Source organism: Geoalkalibacter sp. (assembly GCF_030604225.1).
GTDB lineage: Bacteria > Desulfobacterota > Desulfuromonadia > Desulfuromonadales > Geoalkalibacteraceae > Geoalkalibacter.
This window is the reverse complement of sequence record NZ_JAUVWH010000184.1, coordinates 1-4,653: the sequence shown is the minus strand read 5'-3', so window position 1 is coordinate 4,653 and position 4,653 is coordinate 1. Positions and strand designations below refer to the sequence as shown.

Here is a 4,653-nt window from a genome sequence, read left to right as displayed (position 1 = left end):
GCCACGTTGAGGGGTTCGATATAGGTGGCATCGGCCATGCCCGGGTCGGTCATGATGGTGGCGGGATTGGAGTTGACCAGAACGATCTGGTAACCGAGCTTGCGCAGCGCCTTGCAGGCCTGGGTGCCGGAATAGTCGAATTCGCAGGCCTGGCCGATGATGATCGGGCCCGAGCCGATGATGAGTACCTTTTTCACGTCGTCGCGTCGCGGCATGGCTATCTCCTGGAAAACTGCTTCTGTGCTTAATTTTGACGCAACAATATTGCAGAGATTGCCCCACAGTGCAACCGCAATAAGCAGGCACGGCAAGCCTGGTAATCTTTTCAGCAGCGCGGCCAGGCAAGCGATAATTTGTTCATCAGGAAGGCGCGATTGTGCTTATAATAGCGCCTTCCTGATGTGACCGAACCAGCGAGGTGAGCATGGACCTGCTTCTCAACGATGTGGAAATTCGCGTACTGGGCTGTCTCCTCGAAAAAGAGATGGCCACCCCCGAATACTATCCCCTGACCCTCAACGCCCTGACCAACGCCTGCAATCAAAAATCCAACCGCGATCCGGTCATGAGCCTGGAGGACGCCGACGTGATTCGCGCCCTCGACGCCCTGCGCACCCGCGGCCTGGCCATGCAGTCGGCGGAAGGGGTGCGCGTGCCACGCTATCGCCACACCCTGGCGGAAAAACTGCACCTGGAGCCGCCGCAACTGGCTGTGCTCGCCGAACTGCTGCTGCGCGGGCCGCAGACCCTCGGCGAATTGCGCACCCGCGCCGAGCGCATGCAGCCCCTCGCCGATCTGGCCGTGGTCGAGGAAATCCTCGGCGAGTTGGCCGAGCACAGCCCCGCCCTGGCCACCCAACTGCCGCGCCAGCCGGGGCAGAAGGAAAACCGCTATGCGCACCTGCTTGCCGGATCGCCGGCCGTGGACACCGCGCCGCGTGGCGTTCCGCCCGAGGCCGCGCGGGTTCAGGTCACGGCCGTGGACCAGCGCATCGCCCAACTGGAGGAGGAGGTGGCCGCCCTGCGCCTGGAGATCGCGGAGCTGCGCCAGAGCATGAGCGATTTTCGCGCCCAGTTCGAGTAGGCGCGCGGCGCGAAAAGGGAAAATTTCCGGCGAAACTTTGCCTTTCGCACGGCGGGTCTGCTAAGGTAGGAGCAATTTTCAGCCCGACAAAGGAGAGATCATGGCACCTGTGAAAAGCGGCGACAACGCCAAGGTTCATTACACCGGCACCCTGGATGACGGCACGGTTTTCGATTCGTCCCGCGAGCGCGAGCCGTTGGAATTCCAGGTCGGCGCCGGCCAGCTGATCGCCGGCTTCGACGAAGCGGTGGTCGGCATGACCCTCGGCGAAACCCGCACCATCAACATCCCCGCCGAAAAAGCCTACGGCCCGCACCGCGAGGAACTGGTCATCGACGTGGACCGGCGGCAGTTTCCCCAGAACATCAACCCGGAAATCGGCCAGCAGCTTCAGACCGAGGACAATCATGGCCATCCCTTGATCGTCACCATCACCGCCATCGACGGCGACAAGGTGACCCTGGACGCCAATCATCCCCTGGCCGGCAAGAACCTCAATTTCGAAATCGAGCTGGTGGAAAAGAACTGAAGGATTTTTTCTTGAACGCCAAGACAAAAGGGCGGTCCCGGGGGGCCGCCCTTTTGTCTTGGGAATTACAGGAAGGAGCAGACGTACTCGGCGATGCCTTGGTCCACGGCGATCTCGAAGGAGGATTTGCCGGACACGTCGAAAAAGGTGCCCGCCGCGAAACTGCGCCAATCCCTATCTCCAGCGAGACGCACCCGGCAGGTGCCGGCGATGATTTCCATGCGCTCGGGCGCCTCGGTGTTGAACTTGAACTCGCCGGGATGGATCAGTCCCAGGGTCTTGCGGCTGCCGTCGGCGAAGGTCAGGCCGTGGCTGACGACCTTGCCGTCGAAGTAGATGTTGGCCTTGCAGGCGACGCTCACATTGTCGAATTTTTGCGGGGAACCATAGCTCATGCCCAATCTCCTCAAGCGGTTGATGACTTACCGGCCGAGGCTGTGGTATCACAGAATCACGTGACACCGCAAGCCAGGAGGAGGTCGGACCATGTTCGGCGTCGGCATTCTGCTCTCCGAACTCGCTCACGAGGCGCAACATTCCGTTCTCGACCGCGTCTGGCCGTTTTTTCTGCTCATCGTCGCGGCCGCCGCCATTGCCGCCGTCTATTTCGCCCTGCGCAAGGACAAGGGCGATGCCGCCGAGGATCGGACCCATGACGACTGACGCCTGGCGCGAGCTGTTCCCCGTCACCCGCAGCCAGATTTTTCTCAACAATGCCGCCATGGCCCCCCCCTCCCTGCGCGTGGTGGAGGCCATGCACGCCTTCATGAGCGAATGCGCGCACCAATCAAGCCGCAATTACGCCGCCTGGGGCCGCCGGGTCATGGCGACGCGGGGCAAGGCCGCCGCTCTGGTGGGTGGTCAGGCGCAAGACCTGGCCTTCGTCGGCAACACCTCCTTCGGCCTGTCCCTGGTCGCTCAGTCCTTTCCCTGGCAAGCGGGCGACGCGGTGCTGGTGCCGGTGCCTGATTTCCCCAGCAACGTCTATCCTTGGCAAAACCTTGAACGCCGCGGCGTCGAGATCATCGAGGTGCCGCGCCGCGACGGGCGCATCGGCCCCGCCGACTTTGAGCGGGTGGTGACGGCGCGCACCCGCATGCTCACCCTGAGCAGCGTCGATTATGCCAGCGGCTTTGCCGCCGATCTGGAGGAGATCGGCGCCTGGTGCCGGGAAAAGGGTCTGTTTTTCGTGGTCGACGCCATCCAGAGCCTCGGCGTGCTGCCCGTCGATGCGCCGCGCCTGGGGATTCACGCCCTGGCCGCCGGCGCCCACAAATGGCTGCTCGGACCCCTGGGCATCGGCCTGCTCTACGTCGCGCCGGATCTGCGCGAGGTGTTGCAACCGGCCCTGGCGGGCTGGAAGGCGGTGGTCGATCCGGAGAACTTCGAGCTGCATTTTCAGTTGCGCGGGGACGCCGCGGTATTTGAGCCGGGCACCCTCAATCTGGCGGGAATATTCGGGCTGGAAGCGGCGCTGGATCTGCTCGCCGAAGTGGGCCGCGACACAATCCGCGCCCGGGTTTTGCGCCTCTGCGATGAGCTGGCCGCGGGATTGCGGCAGCGGGACCTGCGGGTCACCTCGCCCCTGTCACCGGAAGAGCGCGCCGGGCTGCTGTTTTTCGAGCCGCCGGGCAAGGCCGAGGCGCTGTTTCACGCCCTGCCGGCCAAGGGCGTGATGCTTTCCTTGCGCAACGGGCGCCTGCGGCTCTCGCCGCATTTTTACAACAACCAGGCGGATGTGGCTGGTTTTTTCGCGGCGCTGGATGACTGCTTGTGAGGGACCGCCATAGGACCTAGGGCAAGGCCCGTTGATAGAAGCGGCGCCAGTTTTCGCCGAGGATGCCGGCAACGGCTTCCTCGGGATAGCCCAAGGCCCGCAGATCCGCGGCCAGCAGCGGCCAGTGGGCGTAGCTTTCCAGCCCCGCGCAGACCCCGTCAAAGCCCCCATAATCCGAGCCGAGGGCAACTCCTTGCGGACCGAAGCGCTGCACCAGCCAGTCAAGCTGTCGCACCAGGTCGGCGCGCTCGGCCCGGTCCGTGCCGTTGAGCATTTCCGGGGCGAGGGTCAACCCGATCACGCCGCCGCGTGCGATGATGGCCGCCGCCTGGGCCTCGCCGAGGTTGCGCCGCCGGTCGCAGAACGGGCGCAGGCCGGTGTGGGAACTGATCACCGACCCCGCATAATCGCGCAGCACCTTCGCCAGGGCCGGTTCGGAAAGATGCGCCGCGTCGATGACCCAACGGCGCAGCGCCAGTTCGCGCAGCAAACCCCGTCCGGCCGCGCTCAGCCCCTGCGGCGCGGCACTGCCGTTGCCGTCCGCCAGGCGGTTGCACCCCGCGTGCGTCAATCCCACCACCCGCAATCCCCAGTCTTGCAATTCATCGAGATCGGCATCGAGGAGCGCATCGCCGTTTTCCAGCAGCAACAGACAGGCCGTCTCAGGTGCCACCCCTGTCAGGTCCGCTCCATGCCTGATCCGGAGAAAACCTGCCAGCTGCTCATCGGCCTGCCGGCGCAGAACCTCCAGGCGCATCCGAGCACTGCCGGGGCCGTTGAAGCAGTCCTCGCTGTAGAGGGCGCAGACCAGCAGGCCGACAGGGCCCGCCGCCAGGGTTCCCGGCGTCACCGGCCCATCCGCCAGTTCCGTGAACGAGGTTGGCGCGCCACGTCGCTCCAGATCGTAGAGCAGGTCGACATGGCCGTCGGCCAGGCAAGTGTCCGTCATCAGCGCTCCGCCAGCAGGGTATGACTGCGTATCAATTCGAAATGCCGGGCGTGATTGCGAATGATCCAGGGCACCGTCTCCTCCGCGACCAGCTGCCAGGGCGGCAGGCACTCGCGGGCGAGAAGGCGCCGCAGGTTGTCGCTGCCGCGTCCGGCGTAAGGCCCGCGCTCCGTTCCGCCCAGCCAGGCCTCCGGGGGCGCGCAGGCCCGCGACCAGGAGTAGGGATCGGCCAGCAGCAGCGTGCTCCCGGTCAGGGTCGCCACCCGGTCGAGCTCGGCCAGGTGACGGCGCGGCGCGGGCAGCTTGTCGATCAG

7 protein-coding genes and 1 pseudogene are annotated in these 4,653 nt (G+C 65.1%); 4 read left to right on the top strand and 4 right to left on the bottom strand.

The genetic code is table 11. The features are described 5' to 3' along the window. Nucleotides 1-215: carbamoyl phosphate synthase preATP-grasp domain-containing protein (locus tag QAT43_RS14395; RefSeq protein WP_305043782.1), on the bottom strand; the 215-nt coding region annotated here is incomplete at its 3' end. Between the two features lie 209 nt (nucleotides 216-424). Between QAT43_RS14395 and QAT43_RS14390 the strand changes: the two genes are divergently transcribed. Both QAT43_RS14390 and QAT43_RS14385 read left to right on the top strand, forming a co-directional pair. Next, nucleotides 425-1,084, top strand: coding sequence for a YceH family protein (locus QAT43_RS14390; RefSeq protein WP_305043781.1), 660 nt, complete (start codon nucleotides 425-427; stop codon nucleotides 1,082-1,084). 100 nt (nucleotides 1,085-1,184) lie between these two features. Then, nucleotides 1,185-1,613, top strand: coding sequence for an FKBP-type peptidyl-prolyl cis-trans isomerase (locus QAT43_RS14385; protein ID WP_305043779.1), 429 nt, complete (start codon nucleotides 1,185-1,187; stop codon nucleotides 1,611-1,613). A gap of 65 nt (nucleotides 1,614-1,678) precedes the next feature. Here QAT43_RS14385 and ppnP read toward each other — a convergent pair whose 3' ends face one another. Further along, nucleotides 1,679-2,008, bottom strand: a complete 330-nt coding sequence (gene ppnP / locus QAT43_RS14380) for a pyrimidine/purine nucleoside phosphorylase (RefSeq protein ID WP_305043778.1) — start codon at nucleotides 2,006-2,008, stop codon at nucleotides 1,679-1,681. 91 nt (nucleotides 2,009-2,099) lie between these two features. Between ppnP and QAT43_RS14375 the strand changes: the two genes are divergently transcribed. Then, nucleotides 2,100-2,276, top strand: coding sequence for a hypothetical protein (locus QAT43_RS14375; protein WP_305043777.1), 177 nt, complete (start codon nucleotides 2,100-2,102; stop codon nucleotides 2,274-2,276). Then, nucleotides 2,266-3,390 (top strand): aminotransferase class V-fold PLP-dependent enzyme, encoded by a 1,125-nt coding sequence (locus QAT43_RS14370; RefSeq protein WP_305043776.1) that lies wholly within the window; start codon nucleotides 2,266-2,268, stop codon nucleotides 3,388-3,390. The genes QAT43_RS14375 and QAT43_RS14370 overlap by 11 nt, the downstream gene beginning before the upstream one ends. A gap of 16 nt (nucleotides 3,391-3,406) precedes the next feature. Here the strand turns inward: QAT43_RS14370 and QAT43_RS14365 are convergent, their stop codons facing one another. Both QAT43_RS14365 and QAT43_RS14360 read right to left on the bottom strand, forming a co-directional pair. Next, entirely contained in the window at nucleotides 3,407-4,339 is a 933-nt protein-coding gene (locus QAT43_RS14365) for a membrane dipeptidase (RefSeq protein ID WP_305043775.1), read from the bottom strand. Continuing rightward, nucleotides 4,339-4,653, bottom strand: a pseudogene (locus tag QAT43_RS14360) (SAM-dependent methyltransferase); the annotation flags it as partial. The gene QAT43_RS14365 and the pseudogene QAT43_RS14360, both read right to left, overlap by 1 nt.

What these genes read in the sequence shown, in the direction of transcription:
- QAT43_RS14390 (WP_305043781.1), top strand. Translation starts at nt 425, where the DNA reads ATGGACCTGCTTCTCAACGATGTGGAAATTCGCGTACTGGGCTGTCTC.
- QAT43_RS14385 (WP_305043779.1), top strand. Translation starts at nt 1,185, where the DNA reads ATGGCACCTGTGAAAAGCGGCGACAACGCCAAGGTTCATTACACCGGC.
- ppnP (WP_305043778.1), bottom strand. Translation starts at nt 2,008, where the DNA reads ATGAGCTATGGTTCCCCGCAAAAATTCGACAATGTGAGCGTCGCCTGC.
- QAT43_RS14375 (WP_305043777.1), top strand. Translation starts at nt 2,100, where the DNA reads ATGTTCGGCGTCGGCATTCTGCTCTCCGAACTCGCTCACGAGGCGCAA.
- QAT43_RS14370 (WP_305043776.1), top strand. Translation starts at nt 2,266, where the DNA reads ATGACGACTGACGCCTGGCGCGAGCTGTTCCCCGTCACCCGCAGCCAG.
- QAT43_RS14365 (WP_305043775.1), bottom strand. Translation starts at nt 4,339, where the DNA reads ATGACGGACACTTGCCTGGCCGACGGCCATGTCGACCTGCTCTACGAT.